At 55.7% G+C, this 14075-nt stretch carries 13 protein-coding genes; 8 read left to right on the top strand and 5 right to left on the bottom strand.

Annotated features, from left to right (window positions below; all coding sequences use genetic code 11):
* Positions 1–13 precede the first annotated feature (13 nt).
* The 3 genes from B2Q93_RS05505 to tolC form a co-directional block, all read right to left on the bottom strand.
* Positions 14–1174 (bottom strand): glutathionylspermidine synthase family protein, encoded by a 1161-nt coding sequence (locus tag B2Q93_RS05505; RefSeq protein WP_040073987.1) that lies wholly within the window; start codon positions 1172–1174, stop codon positions 14–16.
* 2 nt (positions 1175–1176) lie between these two features.
* The gene (locus tag B2Q93_RS05510; RefSeq protein ID WP_040073988.1) at positions 1177–1848 is read right to left on the bottom strand and encodes a DUF1190 family protein; all 672 of its coding nucleotides are present in this window, start codon (positions 1846–1848) and stop codon (positions 1177–1179) included.
* Between the two features lie 238 nt (positions 1849–2086).
* Positions 2087–3526: an outer membrane channel protein TolC gene (gene tolC, locus B2Q93_RS05515; protein ID WP_040073989.1), complete on the bottom strand. Its 1440-nt coding sequence runs from the start codon at positions 3524–3526 to the stop codon at positions 2087–2089.
* A gap of 202 nt (positions 3527–3728) precedes the next feature.
* Here tolC and nudF point away from each other — a divergent pair, with 202 nt between their 5' ends.
* From nudF to parE, 5 genes are read left to right on the top strand one after another with little or no spacing between them, the layout of a single operon-like run.
* Positions 3729–4358, top strand: coding sequence for an ADP-ribose diphosphatase (gene nudF / locus B2Q93_RS05520; RefSeq protein WP_046885849.1), 630 nt, complete (start codon positions 3729–3731; stop codon positions 4356–4358).
* Entirely contained in the window at positions 4359–4781 is a 423-nt protein-coding gene (locus B2Q93_RS05525) for a DUF1249 family protein (protein ID WP_040073991.1), read from the top strand.
* A 28-nt stretch (positions 4782–4809) separates the two neighbouring features.
* Positions 4810–5637 (top strand): 3',5'-cyclic-AMP phosphodiesterase, encoded by an 828-nt coding sequence (cpdA, locus tag B2Q93_RS05530; RefSeq protein ID WP_040073992.1) that lies wholly within the window; start codon positions 4810–4812, stop codon positions 5635–5637.
* On the top strand, positions 5637–6218 hold the full coding sequence (gene yqiA, locus B2Q93_RS05535) for an esterase YqiA (RefSeq protein WP_286932140.1): 582 nt from the start codon (positions 5637–5639) through the stop codon (positions 6216–6218). The genes cpdA and yqiA overlap by 1 nt, the downstream gene beginning before the upstream one ends.
* A 28-nt stretch (positions 6219–6246) precedes the next feature.
* On the top strand, positions 6247–8139 hold the full coding sequence (parE, locus tag B2Q93_RS05540; protein ID WP_040073994.1) for a DNA topoisomerase IV subunit B: 1893 nt from the start codon (positions 6247–6249) through the stop codon (positions 8137–8139).
* A gap of 41 nt (positions 8140–8180) precedes the next feature.
* On the opposite strand, the gene B2Q93_RS05545 is transcribed toward parE, so the two are convergent.
* Positions 8181–9020 (bottom strand): AraC family transcriptional regulator, encoded by an 840-nt coding sequence (locus B2Q93_RS05545; protein WP_286932143.1) that lies wholly within the window; start codon positions 9018–9020, stop codon positions 8181–8183.
* Between the two features lie 166 nt (positions 9021–9186).
* Here B2Q93_RS05545 and B2Q93_RS05550 point away from each other — a divergent pair, with 166 nt between their 5' ends.
* Genes B2Q93_RS05550 through B2Q93_RS05560 form a run of 3 tightly spaced genes read left to right on the top strand, consistent with a single transcriptional unit; the run spans position 9187 to position 13504 of the window.
* A complete protein-coding gene (locus B2Q93_RS05550) occupies positions 9187–11004 on the top strand; it encodes a DUF2264 domain-containing protein (protein ID WP_286932145.1) in 1818 nt (605 codons plus the stop codon).
* Between the two features lie 31 nt (positions 11005–11035).
* A complete protein-coding gene (locus B2Q93_RS05555) occupies positions 11036–12289 on the top strand; it encodes an oligosaccharide MFS transporter (RefSeq protein ID WP_040073997.1) in 1254 nt (417 codons plus the stop codon).
* A 27-nt stretch (positions 12290–12316) separates the two neighbouring features.
* Positions 12317–13504, top strand: coding sequence for a glycoside hydrolase family 88 protein (locus B2Q93_RS05560; protein WP_286932148.1), 1188 nt, complete (start codon positions 12317–12319; stop codon positions 13502–13504).
* A gap of 12 nt (positions 13505–13516) precedes the next feature.
* Here the strand turns inward: B2Q93_RS05560 and B2Q93_RS05565 are convergent, their stop codons facing one another.
* The gene (locus B2Q93_RS05565; RefSeq protein WP_040073999.1) at positions 13517–14044 is read right to left on the bottom strand and encodes a hypothetical protein; all 528 of its coding nucleotides are present in this window, start codon (positions 14042–14044) and stop codon (positions 13517–13519) included.
* Between the last annotated feature and the right edge of the window lie 31 nt (positions 14045–14075).

A 14075-nucleotide genomic window follows, 5' to 3' on the forward strand; every position in this document is an offset into this window, starting at 1 on the left:
CACCGGGCAAGGTTTACTCTACAAAGATGTGCGGATAGAAGCGTGACAGATCCTGGGTAATCAGCGCCCGGTCTTCACGAATACCAATCCCGGCTGGCTCATCGTTGATAAGCCAACTGCCAATCAGGACATAGCTGTCGCCAAACTTTGGCAGTTGATAAAACTGCTGGACGATCATTCCCTCTTCACCGTACGGACCTTCAACGGCTTCCAGCGTTTTACCGTTTTCGATAATCGATACGTTGGCACCTTCGCGGGAGAAGATCGGTTTCACGACATACTTATCCATTGGCGGATAGTCATCTTCGGCGAAATAAGCAGGCAGCAGGTTAGGGTGATCCGGGAACATCTCCCACAGCATCGGCAGCAGCGCTTTGTTCGAGATGATGCTCTTCCATGCTGGCTCCAGCCAGCGCACGCCGGCATCTTCCAGCTTGGTGGAGAACATCTCGCGCAGCATGAACTCCCACGGATAGAGCTTGAACAGATTGCTGATGACCTGGTCCTGCAGGTCAGTAAACTGACCTTTCTCACCCAGACCAATATCTTCCATATACAGAAATTCGGTGGCGACCTCTGCTTCTGCAGCGCAGTCCTGCAGATACTGCACGGTACCCCGATCTTCTACCGTATCGCGGCAGCAGGCCAGATGCAGCAGGTTGAAACCGTGCTGTTCACGCAGCTCGGCAAAGCGCGCAATCAGCTTTTCCTGCAGGCTGTTGAACTGATCGCTACCTTCCGGCAGCTTGCCCGCCTGGAGCTGATCTTCCAGCCAAATCCACTGGAAGAACGCCGCTTCGTACAAGGAAGTCGGCGTATCGGCGTTATTCTCAAGCAGCTTAGGTTCACCAACGCCATCCCACGCCAGATCGAGGCGGGAATAGAGCGACGGTTGATGCGTTTCCCAGGACTGGCGAACGAAACCCCAGGTGTGTTTAGGAATGCGGAATTTGGTCATTAGCGCATCGCTGGCAATGACCTTATCGACGACTTTCAAACACATCTGATGCAGTTCGGCAGTCACCTCTTCCAGCTTTTCAACCTGCTCAAGAGTGAGCTTGTAATAGGCCTCTTCACACCAGTACGGCTCGCCGTACATGGTGTGGAAGTTAAAACCATATTCAGTGGCTTTTTCGCGCCAGTCCGGGCGCTCGACAATACTGACTCGTTCCATTATCAGCCGCCCATGGAGCGGGTTGAGGTGCCCGTGGCACTACGCTGCATGGAGGTCTGTTTCGCAACAGATTCCCCAAAGCCGCCGCGGGTCACGGTGCTGGTGGTCGCCGGTTTAGGTGCCATCGCGGTTTTCGGTACCGTCATGGTACGGCCCGGCTGCGCGGCGCCGTATCCCTTACCGCTGGCGTCGGTATATTTGCCGTAGGCAGGGCTGTTCGGATTTTTAGAGCTAAACAGCGGCTGCTGCTGGTAGCCTGCGCCACCGCTCATCAGGCGGCCCATCATATAGCCCGCCATCAGCGGCATCCAGAAACTGCCGCTGGATTGCGCCTGCGCCTGGTTTTCTGGCGCGGTGCCAGCCTGTGCCGGCGTTGGTGCCTGCTGACACTGACCTTCACCGAATTCGGCTACACAGTCTTCACGGCTGGCGTATTTCGGCGCAGTACGTTCAGCTTCTTTCAGGGCACTATTGTAAGCGGTGGTACATTCCGCTTTGTTGCCGGTGGCGGTCGCACAGTCATCAGCGTTCTGATAGAGCGAAACCGTTTCGTCGTTTTGTTCACAGCCCGCCAGCATAAAGACGGCCGTCACGGCCAGTGCGACAGGAGTAAGATGGCGTGCGCCCCAATTTTTGCGGAACGACGCGTGATTGATGGATTTTGTCCGTTTCATTTTTGTCTTCCAGGACCCAGTGGTATTACGTGGTATATAACGCTCAGAATAGAGGATGAGTGGTCGAAAATGAAGCGTAGTGCGGGAATCGAGGGGATCTTTACGTTGGCTTACGTTTATACCGGACAGAGTTCAAACTGCCTGTGCCTCGGCTGTCTGCAATTCGAAGGGGTCGGGTTATATTTATCGGTTGGTGTGAAAACAGACCCGGCCTGAAAAATCAGGCCGGGTTAGCGCATCAGTTGCGCAGCATTCCGGTAGAGGCCGGGCGTGCGGCTGGAGCGGCACTGTTGGCGGCATAACCATCAGCGGACGCATCCTGACCTGGATTTTCCGGCGCCACGGATTCTGGCGTGGTAGAGATAGGTTTACCCAGGGAGCTGTTCAGAATCTGCAGGTCCTGTTCATTCAGGGTTCCCAGGGCAGATTTGATGTTCAGCTGGTTAATCAGGTAGTTATAACGCGCATTAGACAGCTGCTGCTTGGCGTTATAGAGCGTAGTGGTCGCATCCAGCACATCAACAATGGTACGGGTACCCACAGAGTAACCGGCTTCCATCGCATCCAGAGAGCTCTGGGCAGAGACAACGGCCTGTTTATAGGCGTTGATGCTGCTGATGGAGGCGTTCACGTTGTTAAAGGAGGAACGTACAGTCTGCACAACGCTGCGGTGTGCGCTTTCAAGCTGCTCGCTCGCGCCAACAAAGTTGTACTGCGCCTGTTTAACCTGCGAGTTCACCATTCCGCCCTGATACAGCGGCAGGGAGAAGCTCAGGCCAACTTTGTTCTGACCTACGTCAGCGTTATTATTGATGGAGTTGGAGCCGCTGTAACGTGAGTTAGAGATGCTGGAAGAGGCGTTCAGATCCAGGGTTGGCAAGTGACCATCCTGCGCCTGACGAATCTGTTCACGGGCCAGGTCCTGGCTCAGACGTGCCTGCAGCAGGCTCAGGTTACGGTTTTCAGCTTCTTTCAGCAGGGCATTCACCGCCTGCGGCTTATCGGTTTTGAAGCTGTCGACGTTCAGCGAAGCCAGTTGCGGGTAGTAATTACCGGTGACCTGACGCAGCTCTTCAACGGCGTTATCAAGGTCGTTACGCGCGGTCACTTCGTTCGCCAGTACGCTGTCGTACTGTGAACGGGCGTTCTGTACGTCGGTGATCGCCACGAGGCCAACGTTAAAACGCTGGGTGGTTTGATCCAGTTGACGGTAGATGGCCTGTTTCTGGGCTTCGATATAAGAGAGGGTATCGATAGCGCTCAGCACCTTGAAGTAAGCCGTCGCGGTGTTGAGAATCAGGGTTTGTTGATCGGTCTGGAAAGTGACATCCTGAATACCGGCAGATTTTTCCTGCAGGGTCAGAGCACGCCATTTAGACATATCAAACAGAGTCTGGGTTAACTGCAGGGAACCGCTGGTCACGTTTGAGTCCTGACCGTTAGCATCGCGATAGCCGTTAGTGTAGGAATAGTCAGCCCCTAAACCGAGTTGTGGCAGAAGTGGGCTGCGTGCTTCATTAATCTTCTCAAAGGCAGCATCACGGTCGGCAGCGGATTTACGCAGTTCCGGGTTGCTCAGTCGTGCCTGCTTATAAACCTGTAACAGGTCCTCTGCCTGACTCATCGCGCTGAAACCCGTCAGGCTCAGGCCGATGAGAATGGGGAGCAATTTCTTCATTTGCTTTCCTTGTTGTGAAGCTTTGTTAGCGCTGATCTAATTAAAAATAATTTACCGATTCTAGCAGACTTCGCCAGTACAAAAGGTTGGCGTTCCGTGCCATCCGGCAGTAACTCGCAGCAATTTACCATACTGTCTGAGAAACCGCATTTTAGAAGATTTGAAAATCGAAATAACATCACCACTTTTACAGGACACTCTCATGCCTATACCGGAAAAGATGCCAGTGACTTTCAGCAAAAATGATGTAGAAATTATTGCACGAGAAACGCTCTATCGCGGATTTTTTTCGCTCGATCTTTACCGTTTTCGCCACCGCTTGTTTAACGGCGAAATGAGTGGCGAAGTGAAACGCGAAATTTTTGAGCGCGGGCACGCCGCAGTATTGCTACCCTTTGACCCAGTGCGCGACGAAGTGGTACTGGTAGAGCAGATTCGTATTGCCGCATTTGATACCAGCGAAAGCCCGTGGTTACTGGAGATGGTGGCCGGAATGATTGAAGAGGGCGAAACAGCGGAAGATGTCGCCCGTCGCGAAGCCATGGAAGAGGCCGGGCTGGTAGTAGGCCGCACCAAACCGGTGTTGAACTATCTCGCGAGCCCGGGTGGCACCAGCGAGCGTTTATCTGTTTTGGTAGGCGAAGTGGACGCCACGACCGCACAAGGTATACATGGTCTGGCTGATGAAAACGAAGACATTCGTGTTCATGTGGTGAGCCGGGAGCAGGCTTACCTTTGGGTAGAAGAGGGGAAAATCGACAACGCAGCTTCTGTCATCGCTTTGCAATGGCTCCAGCTGCACTATCAAGACTTACGAAATGAGTGGAAATGAATGAAGCGTTATACACCTGACTTCCCTGAAATGATGCGTTTGTGCGAGACCAACTTCGCGCAACTCCGACGCCTGCTGCCGCGAAACGACGCGGCTGGCGAGACAGTGAGCTATCAGGTGAGCAACGCGCAGTATCGGTTAACGATTGTGGAATCTACCCGCTACACTACGCTGGTCGAAATTGAGCAGACGGCCCCATCCGTCAGCTACTGGAGCTTACCGTCGATGACGGTGCGCCTTTACCACGATGCGATGGTCGCGGAAGTGTGTTCAAGTCAGCAGATCTTCCGCTTCAAAGCGCGGTATGATTACCCAAATAAAAAGTTGCATCAACGTGACGAAAAGCATCAAATTAATCAGTTTCTGGCCGACTGGCTACGATACTGTTTAGCACATGGAGCGATGGCGATTCCGGTTTGTTAGCGTCGTGAAACCTACCTAAGGACACCATTTGGAAAGCCTGTTAAACCTGACTGTTGCTGGTGGGGCGCCAGTCAGGGTACTACAAATTACTGATACTCACCTGTTTGCCGAAAAGCATGAAACCCTGTTGGGGGTGAATACCTGGGAGAGCTATCAGGCTGTCCTGGATGCGATTCATGCTGAAAAGCGCGAATACGATCTGATTGTCGCCACGGGTGATCTGGCGCAGGATCAAACCGCTGCGGCCTACCAGCGCTTCGCTGAGGGTATCGCGAGCTTCAGCGTGCCCTGCGTCTGGTTGCCTGGCAACCACGATTTCCAGCCTGCGATGTACAGCGCGCTTCAGGATGCGGGCATCTCGCCTGCCAAGCGCGTCTTCGTGGGCGACCACTGGCAAATTTTGCTGCTCGATAGCCAGGTGTTCGGCGTACCGCACGGCGAGCTGAGTGAATTCCAGCTCGAGTGGCTGGAAGATAAGCTCAACGCTGAGCCCGAGCGCCATACCCTGCTGTTATTGCACCATCATCCGTTACCTGCGGGATGTAGCTGGCTTGATCAGCACAGTCTGCGCAACTCTGCCGCATTGGATCAGGTGCTAGTGAAATTCCCCCGCGTAAAAAATTTGCTCTGTGGTCATATCCACCAGGAGCAGGATCTCGACTGGAATGGTCGTCGCCTGCTGGCTACGCCATCCACCTGCGTGCAGTTCAAACCCCATTGCGCCAACTTTACGCTTGATACCATTGCGCCGGGCTGGCGCTGGCTGGAACTGCATGCTGATGGCAGCTTAACGACGGAAGTTTGCCGCCTGCAAGGAACCGCGTTCCGTCCGGATACGGCTTCAGAAGGATACTGATGTCAGCACTTCTTTATCTCCACGGTTTCAACAGTTCGCCGCGCTCTGCGAAGGCAACACAGTTTCGCCAGTGGCTAGAGGTTCATCATCCACAGGTTGAGATAATCGTGCCGCAGCTGCCGCCATACCCGGCCGATGCCGCAGAACTGCTGGAATCTATCGTGCTGGCGCGCGGCGGTGAACCGCTGGGCGTCGTGGGCTCTTCTCTGGGCGGATACTACGCCACCTGGCTGTCGCAATGCTTTATGTTGCCTGCAGTGGTGGTGAATCCGGCAGTTCGGCCATTCGAGCTGTTACGGGACTTTCTCGGGCAAAACGAGAACCCCTACACCGGGCAGCAATATGTGCTAGAGTCACGCCATATTTACGATCTCAAAGTTATGCAGGTAGACCCGCTTGAAGCGCCGGATCTTATCTGGCTGCTGCAACAAATGGGCGATGAAGTGCTGGATTACCGCCAGGCAGTGGCGTATTACGCCTCTTGCCGCCAGACTGTAGAAGAGGGCGGAAATCATGCTTTCACGGGCTTTGAGAATCATTTCACCCAGATTGTCGATTTTCTTGGACTGCACAGCCACTGACAATCAATGCGAATTGCTAGTTTAAATCATGACGCAAACCTATAACGCTGATGCCATTGAGGTACTCACCGGGCTAGAGCCGGTTCGCCGCCGCCCGGGGATGTACACCGATACGACGCGCCCAAACCATCTGGGCCAGGAAGTTATTGATAACAGTGTGGACGAAGCGCTGGCAGGCCATGCCAAACGCGTCGACGTCATCCTGCACGCCGATCAGTCGCTGGAGGTCATCGACGACGGGCGCGGTATGCCGGTGGATATTCACCCGGAAGAGGGCGTACCTGCCGTTGAGCTGATTCTCTGTCGTCTGCATGCGGGCGGTAAGTTCTCTAACAAGAACTATCAGTTCTCGGGCGGTCTGCACGGCGTGGGGATCTCCGTCGTTAACGCCCTGTCTAAGCGTGTGGAAGTGAACGTCCGTCGCGACGGTCAGATCTATAACATCGCGTTTGAGAACGGTGAAAAGGTGCAGGATCTGCAGGTTGTCGGCACGTGCGGCAAACGCAACACCGGCACCAGCGTCCACTTCTGGCCTGACGAGAGCTTCTTCGACAGCCCACGTTTTTCCGTTTCCCGTCTGACGCACCTGCTGAAAGCGAAAGCGGTGCTCTGCCCGGGCGTAGAGATCACCTTTAAAGATCACGTTAATAACACCGAGCAGAGCTGGTGCTATGCCGATGGTCTGAACGACTATCTCTGCGAAGCGGTAAACGGCCTGCCCACCCTGCCGGAAAAACCCTTCGTCGGTAATTTTGCCGGCGACACCGAGGCGGTGGATTGGGCATTGCTGTGGCTGCCGGAAGGCGGCGAGCTGCTGACCGAAAGCTACGTCAACCTGATCCCGACCATGCTTGGCGGCACCCACGTCAACGGCCTGCGTCAGGGTCTGCTCGATGCGATGCGTGAATTCTGCGAATACCGCAATATTCTGCCGCGTGGCGTGAAGCTCTCGGCAGAAGATATCTGGGATCGCTGTGCCTACGTGCTCTCCGTGAAGATGCAGGATCCGCAGTTTGCCGGACAGACCAAAGAGCGTCTCTCTTCACGCCAGTGCGCGGCCTTTGTCTCCGGGGTGGTAAAAGATGCCTTTACCCTGTGGCTGAACCAGAACGTGCAGGCGGCAGAAATGTTGGCCGAAATGGCCATCTCCAGCGCCCAGCGTCGTCTGCGTGCGGCGAAGAAAGTGGTGCGTAAAAAGCTCACCAGCGGCCCCGCGCTGCCGGGCAAGCTGGCGGACTGCACCGCGCAGGATCTCAACCGCACCGAGCTGTTCCTGGTAGAAGGGGACTCGGCGGGCGGATCGGCCAAGCAGGCGCGCGATCGTGAATATCAGGCGATCATGCCCCTGAAGGGTAAGATCCTTAACACCTGGGAGGTCTCTTCAGACGAAGTGCTGGCCTCGCAGGAAGTGCACGATATCTCTGTCGCGATCGGGATCGATCCGGACAGCGAGGATCTGAGCCAGCTGCGCTACGGCAAGATCTGTATCCTTGCGGATGCGGACTCCGACGGTCTGCACATCGCCACGCTGCTCTGCGCGCTGTTCGTGAAGCACTTCCGTACGCTGGTGAAAAACGGCCACGTTCACGTGGCGCTGCCGCCGCTCTACCGTATCGACCTCGGCAAAGAGGTTTACTACGCGCTGACGGAAGAAGAGAAAGCGGGCGTGCTGGAGCAGTTAAAGCGTAAGAAGGGCAAACCCAACGTGCAGCGCTTTAAAGGGCTGGGCGAGATGAACCCGATGCAGCTGCGTGAAACGACCCTGGATCCCAACACGCGTCGTCTGGTACAGCTGACCATCAGCGATGAAGACGAACAGCAAACCAACGCAGTGATGGATATGCTGCTGGCCAAGAAACGTTCGGAAGACCGACGTAACTGGCTGCAGGAGAAAGGCGACATGGCCGATATCGAAGCCTGATAAACAAGCCCTGCGATGCAGGGCTTTTTTGTGCCTGAAGATTAGTCGCTGGCGTGGTTTTTACGATACTGCAGCGGCGTCTCTCCAATTCCCTTGCGAAAGGCGCTGATAAACCAGGTCACGTCTGAAAACCCCACCCGCGCGGCGATATCGCGCACGCTCTCTTCGCTGTGCAGCAGATATTCGCACGCCTTACGCAGCCGCAGGGTGTTCAGATAGTCGTGAATTTTCTCCCCCGTTTCGGCGTGAAATTTTCGTGACACATAGCTGCGAGACTTTCCCAGCGCCTGCGCCAGCGTATCCAGCCTGAATTTCTCACGATAGTGCTCATCCAGCCAGAACATCACCTGGCTGGCAATCCCGTGGCTGCTGCCGCGCTCGCCGTCTATCTCCTGAGGCAGCATGGCGAAGAGGCTAATCAGCAGGCTGGCGATACGCTCTGCATTAAGCGGGGGCTGGTAACAGCTAAACAGATGATCGAGATGGCTATGGCAGTGGGCCATATCCACGACCCACGCCGGTCCGCCACGGCGTGAGAGCTGCTGCAGGCGCTGCCGGGTCTGAGGGAAATCCCGCAGTGCCTTCAGTACCGCGTGGTGATCGAGATGAATAATGGTGCGGCGATAGCTGGCCTCGGCCTGCTCATCCACCATCACCTTGTGCAGCGTAAAGGGGGGAAAGAAAAAGAGCCGCCCGGGGCGCATGGTGTATTGTCGGTTATCAACAATCGCCACGCCAAACCCCTCTTCAACGTAGAGGATCTCCAGACACTGGTGCCAGTGGTGGTAGCGCACGGTGTTGGCAAAGAGTCGACTGAACGACACCAGGGTATCGTTTAAGGTAATAAGCTCTAGAAATTCAGATTGTGGCGTTTCGCGCATAGTGCAATAAAACTCAATTTTTACCCCTCTCTACGTCGTTATAAACCACCTTTTTAAATTTTCTCAACGGGGAGTTCATTCATCTCTCACTCCTGTGACCGGGCTAACATTTCTGCGCCCGACGGATTCACTATGCTTTGCCGCAGTTGATTACGAGGGCAAGCGTATGTGGGCGGTAGAGCAAGAAAAATCAAATCCGTTGTCTTCCCGTCAGGATCTGGTCACGGCCCTGAATGGGATGCTGAGCGCGCTGGATAAACAGTTTCCGGCCGGGCGTTCGCGCTTTTCGCTGGGGGAAACCAGCGCGCACTACGCAACAGACATTGCCGAAATGGAGGGGCTTTCCCGCGTGCTGTGGGGGCTGTTTCCATTGATGGCAGGAGGGGACACCACCCCCTTTAGCGACAAATATATCAACGCTATCCGCATCGGCACCGATCCGACGCACCCGGACTACTGGGGAGAAACCGCCCCTTACGATCAGCGGCTGGTAGAGATGGCGGCCTACGGTCTGGGGCTTACGTTATTGCAGGAGAAGCTCACCGACCTGTTTAGCGAGCGCGAGGTCATGAACCTGCACGCCTGGTTAAACCAGATCACCGACGCGGAGATGCCCGACAGCAACTGGAACTATTTCGCCATTATGGTTCAGCTCGGTTTTAAACGCGCCGGGCTACCGTACGATCAGTCCGCCATCGATCGCCGTTTTGCGATGATGGATGCCTACTACCTCGGCGACGGCTGGTACTCCGACGGTGCTGGCCGTCCGAAAGATTATTACATCTCGATGGCGTTCCACTTTTACGGCCTTATCTACGCCACACTCAGCGGTGATGAGGAGCGGGCCGCCGTGCTGCGCGAGCGTTCCCGCCTCTTCGCGGACGATTTCATCTTTATGTCTGCCGCCGATGGCGCGTCGATTCCGTTCGGCCGTAGCCTGACCTACCGCTTCGCGATGGTCGCTTTCTGGAGCGCAGTGGCATTCTCCGGGCTGGAGGTGTTCACCCCCGGCATCGTTAAGGGGATCATCCTGCGCCATCTGCGCTGGTGGCAACAGCAGCCGATTACCGATCGCGACGGGATCCTGACGCTCGGGTTTGCTTACCCCAACCTGGCGATGTGCGAAGACTACAATTCCCCCGGCTCGCCTTACTGGGCGCTGAAAACGATGCTGATTCTGGCATTGCCTGAAGCGCACCCGTTCTGGCAGGCGGAAGAGCAACCGCTGCCGCCGCTGGCTGAAAAGCGCGTGCTCCCGAAGGCCCAGCAGATCCTCATTCACGCGCCACAGTCGCAGCATGTCACCCTGCTCACCGCCGGGCAGCTGGAGCTGAATAATTACGTTAATACCGAGGCGAAATACACCAAATTTGCCTACTCCAGCCGCTTTGGCTTCACCATCGAGCGTGGGCGCTATGGTCTTAAGCATGCGGCCAGCGACTCCATGCTGCTGCTGGCCGACGGCGATAACTACTACCGCGGCCGCCGCGACTGCGAGGAGGTTCGCGTTGATGAGAACTTCATCTTTTCACGCTGGTCGCCGTGGCATGACGTGCATGTCGACACCTGGCTGATCCCGTTTGGCGAATGGCACCTTCGTCTGCATCGCATTAACAGCGCACGGACATTGCAAACGGCGGAAGGGGGCTTTGCGGTACGCAAAACCGAGCCGCAGGCCGACGAGCGCGGGGTGAGCCTGGTGGCAGATAACGGCATGAGCCGGATCGTCGATCTCTCACCGGTCATCCATCGCCGTGCGGAAAGTATTGTCACTCCGCCAAACAGCAGCGTCATGTTCCCGGAATGTGCCGCTATCCCGCTCCTTACCGGCGAGATTGCTCACGGTGAGAGCTGGCTCTGCTGCGCCGTGTTTGCCAGCGGAGCGCCTGTCAACCACGGGGAAGCCCCGCGGCTGGAAATCAATAACCGGCAGGCCGTAATCAGCCAGCCCGGAAGCGAACGTCAGCTGTCGTTCATTTTATAAAGCCCTGCACCTGAATGTCGGCGAGGATGGTATGAATAACAGAATTGAATATTACAAAATCAGTAGTTTTATTTTTCTCTATTTCTTTACCTGGTCCGCAAGTATTGGCTTGCTGGCTATCTGGCTCGGACAAAAGGCGAATTTGAGCGGTTCGGTCATCGGCACGGTATTTGCGGTGAACGGCATCTTCTCCGTCATTTTGAAACCTATCTATGGCTATATTCTCGATAAGATCGGCATGAGCAAATATCTGCTCTATTTTGTGGTGGCGATGTCTGCGCTGATGGCCCCGTTCTTTATTTATGTTTATCAGCCGCTGCTAATGTCCAATACCCTGTTGGGGATTATTATCGGGGCACTCTATTTAAGCTTTGCCTGGTATGCGGGCGTGGCGGCGTGTGAATCCTATTCCGACCGCTTTAGCCGCCTGAACGGCATGGAATTTGGCCAGATCCGCATGTGGGGATCGCTCGGCTGGGCGGTGGCCTCGTCATTCTCGGGTCTGCTGTTTAACCTCTCTCCGGCATATAACTTTATTATGGGCAGCGTGGCCTCTGTGATCATGCTGATTGTCCTGCTTAAACTGAAAGTGAACACTAACTCCGTTCATGCCGGCGACGTGCTGACCAAAGAGAAAATTGCCCCGGCGGATGTCTATGCGCTGCTGCGCAACCGCAAGTTCTGGGCCTTCTGTCTTTACGTGGCGGGCGTAGCCTGGATGATGTTTATCGCCGAGCAGCAGTTCTCGCGTTATTTCGTCACCTTCTTCGATGATATTCACCAGGGCAACGCGGTATTTGGTTATCTGGGCACCGTGCAGTCAGGGATGGAATTTGTCATGTATATGGTGATCCCGCTGTTTGTGAACTTTATTGGCGCAAAACGGGGATTATTAATTGTCGGGCTGGTGGTCGGGGCACGCCTGATTATTTCCGGCATCTGCGACTCACATCTATTAATTTCTGTTCTCAAGCCGCTCTATGGCCTGGAAATCTGTCTGCTGCTGGTGTCGGTCTTTAAATATATCGCCGAGCATTTCGATAAACGCGTCAATGCCACCATGTATTTGTTGGGGTATCAGGCGATGTTGTACGTCGGGAATGTGGTGGTCTCTTCGCCGGCTGGCTATATGTACGACCGCATTGGCTTCGAGCAGACCTACATCATCATGGGTGCCACGGCGCTGACCTTTACGCTGATTTCTGCCTTTACGTTATCCGCCTGCCAAAGCAAATGGCGCAGTGCGCAGCCGCTTAACGTCGCAGAACAGCATTCAACTCGCTAATTTACGCCGTCAAAGAAGGAACCAAATATGTTAAATCAGATTGCCCTTGAGCGCCTGACCGGGATTGCCGAGCCTGTAGACGAGAGGGCATTCAGCGATGAATTACGCTCAGCCCGCAGCCATGTTCTGGAACTGATTGGCCGTCATTTAGAAACCTTTGGCGAGCAGTTTCCGGCAGAAACCTGCCAGGAGGGCTATTATCCACTGACCGACAACGTGGAGTGGACCACCAGCTTCTGGACCGGGCAGCTTTGGCTGGCGTGGGAGATGAGCGGTGAAGAGAAATACCGCGCCATGGCCGAGAAACATGTCCGTTCGTTTGGTCTGCGTATCGCCGGGCGTAATGATACCAATACCCACGATCTCGGTTTTCTCTATACGCTCTCCTGCGTCGCGGCCTGGCGGTTGACGGGAAACCGCGAAGCGCGTGGCTTCTCGTTGCTGGCGGCAGAGGCGCTGCTGGAGCGTTTCCATGACAAGGCGAAGATCATACAGGCGTGGGGCGATCTGACCGATCCGGATCAGGCCGGACGGATGATCATCGACTGCAATATGAACCTGCCGCTCCTCTACTGGGCGACGGAACAGACCGGCGATCCGCGCTTTGCCGATGCCGCGAAAGCCCACGTCATGCAGGCGGCGACCTGGTTGATCCGTGAAGATGCCTCGACCTTCCATACCTACTATATGGACGTTAACACCGGCGCGGCGCGTTATGGCAATACTCAGCAGGGTTACGCCGACGATTCGTGCTGGTCGCGCGGCCAGGCGTGGGGAATTTACGGCTTCCTGCTGAGCTATATCTATACCGGCGACGCGACGATGATTGACCTGTCAAAACGGCTGGCAAACTATTTCCTTAATCGGCTTCCGGAAGACTACGTCTGCCACTGGGATCTGGCGCTGGTCGGGACCGACGCGCTACGTGACTCCTCCTCGGCGGCTATCGCGGTATGCGGCCTGCTGGAGCTGGTGAAACATCTGCCAGCCACCGATCCGGACCGGGAGCGTTATCTGGCCTGGGCAAAAGGGATCATGTCGTCACTGACGAAGCACTACCTGATGGACAAAGAGGAGAAGGGGACGGGCCTGCTGAAGCACTCTGTTTATCACCTGGCAAGCAATAAAGGGGTGGATGAGTGTGCAAGCTGGGGGGATTACTTCTATGTAGAGGCGCTGGTGCGCTTTACGCAGAGCTGGAAGCTGTACTGGTAACAGGCTGGAGTGTTACCACCCCAGTACCTCTTTAATGACGCGCCGATAGGGCGTGTCGATCTGAGACGGCACGCGGCGCATGTAATCCTTTGCATGGCTGCGGGTCTCGCCGCTGAGGCTATCCAGATAAGCGATAGCCTCGTCCATGGTTGGCACCCGGCCTTCCAGAGACGCGCTGCGGGGCGGTAGTCCGGTCCAGATAACCGCCTCGATGTCTCGCTGTGCGGCCCAGGTCGATAGCTCGCCCACATGGCGACCCGCTATCAGCAGCGAACCAATGCCATCGCAGCGCTCCTCCGGTATCCCTTCACGTGCGCGCAAAGCCTGGCAGGCGAGACTCAACTGGTCTGTATCCAGCCATGCCCAGAGTACCGGTACAGCAGGCGCATTCATGCAGATGGCGGTCGCCAGTTCCCCGCCATCGCTCACCCGGCAAAACTCGACGGGCAGGGAAGGCCCGTCGGTTTGCCACTCTCCGGCGACAGGTAACGCGCCGCTTTTCCAGATTAACGAACCCCAACCCAGACACGCAATTTTCATCCTGTTCCTCTGTGCGACGTGAACCGATAGC

It is taken from the genome of Leclercia sp. UBA5958 (assembly GCF_002430365.1).
GTDB lineage: Bacteria > Pseudomonadota > Gammaproteobacteria > Enterobacterales > Enterobacteriaceae > Enterobacter > Enterobacter pneumoniae.

Coding starts and splice junctions, on each gene's coding strand:
- B2Q93_RS05505 (WP_040073987.1), bottom strand. CDS start 1,174: ATGGAACGAGTCAGTATTGTCGAGCGCCCGGACTGGCGCGAAAAAGCC.
- B2Q93_RS05510 (WP_040073988.1), bottom strand. CDS start 1,848: ATGAAACGGACAAAATCCATCAATCACGCGTCGTTCCGCAAAAATTGG.
- tolC (WP_040073989.1), bottom strand. CDS start 3,526: ATGAAGAAATTGCTCCCCATTCTCATCGGCCTGAGCCTGACGGGTTTC.
- nudF (WP_046885849.1), top strand. CDS start 3,729: ATGCCTATACCGGAAAAGATGCCAGTGACTTTCAGCAAAAATGATGTA.
- B2Q93_RS05525 (WP_040073991.1), top strand. CDS start 4,359: ATGAAGCGTTATACACCTGACTTCCCTGAAATGATGCGTTTGTGCGAG.
- yqiA (WP_286932140.1), top strand. CDS start 5,637: ATGTCAGCACTTCTTTATCTCCACGGTTTCAACAGTTCGCCGCGCTCT.
- parE (WP_040073994.1), top strand. CDS start 6,247: ATGACGCAAACCTATAACGCTGATGCCATTGAGGTACTCACCGGGCTA.
- B2Q93_RS05545 (WP_286932143.1), bottom strand. CDS start 9,020: ATGCGCGAAACGCCACAATCTGAATTTCTAGAGCTTATTACCTTAAAC.
- B2Q93_RS05550 (WP_286932145.1), top strand. CDS start 9,187: ATGTGGGCGGTAGAGCAAGAAAAATCAAATCCGTTGTCTTCCCGTCAG.
- B2Q93_RS05555 (WP_040073997.1), top strand. CDS start 11,036: ATGAATAACAGAATTGAATATTACAAAATCAGTAGTTTTATTTTTCTC.
- B2Q93_RS05560 (WP_286932148.1), top strand. CDS start 12,317: ATGTTAAATCAGATTGCCCTTGAGCGCCTGACCGGGATTGCCGAGCCT.
- B2Q93_RS05565 (WP_040073999.1), bottom strand. CDS start 14,044: ATGAAAATTGCGTGTCTGGGTTGGGGTTCGTTAATCTGGAAAAGCGGC.